Origin of the sequence: Streptomyces sp. DH12 (assembly GCF_020873895.1) — a bacterium.
GTDB lineage: Bacteria > Actinomycetota > Actinomycetes > Streptomycetales > Streptomycetaceae > Streptomyces.
The window spans coordinates 1-390 of record NZ_JAHWGT010001653.1 but is presented as its reverse complement, the minus strand read 5'-3'; the positions used below and the strand labels follow the sequence as shown (position 1 = coordinate 390).

Annotated in this window: 1 protein-coding gene; it reads right to left on the bottom strand. The window is 67.9% G+C overall.

Features of this window, described 5'->3' with window-relative positions:
- Positions 1 to 61 precede the first annotated feature (61 nt).
- On the bottom strand, positions 62 to 390 hold a 329-nt coding region (locus tag LPA54_RS41565; protein ID WP_228985542.1), incomplete at its 5' end, for an SAM-dependent methyltransferase.

Below are 390 nucleotides of genomic sequence, written 5' to 3'. Positions count from 1 at the left end.
GGACAGCCAGCCCGGCGTGGTCTCGGTCATGTCAGACATTGCTTGATCATACTTTCGGGGGTCAGGGCTTGACGGCCACCGCGCCGTACTGCGGCACCACCTCGGTGGCGCCGGGTGCGGCATGCCACTGGGCGCAGGAGACCAGACCGGGCTCGACCAGCTCCAGTCCGTCGAAGAACGCGGTGATGTCCGCCGCGCTGCGGGCGGTGATCGGGGGAGTGGCGTTCGCGTTCCAGAACTCCATCGCCGGAACCTGGAGTTCCCCGCCCACCTCGGGGTCGAACGTGGGGTGGGTGAGCGCCAGGAAGCTGCCCGAGGGCACCTCCGCCATGATCCGGTGCACGATCTCCCGGGCCTTCTCCGTGTCCAGCACGAAGTTGAGGATGCCGA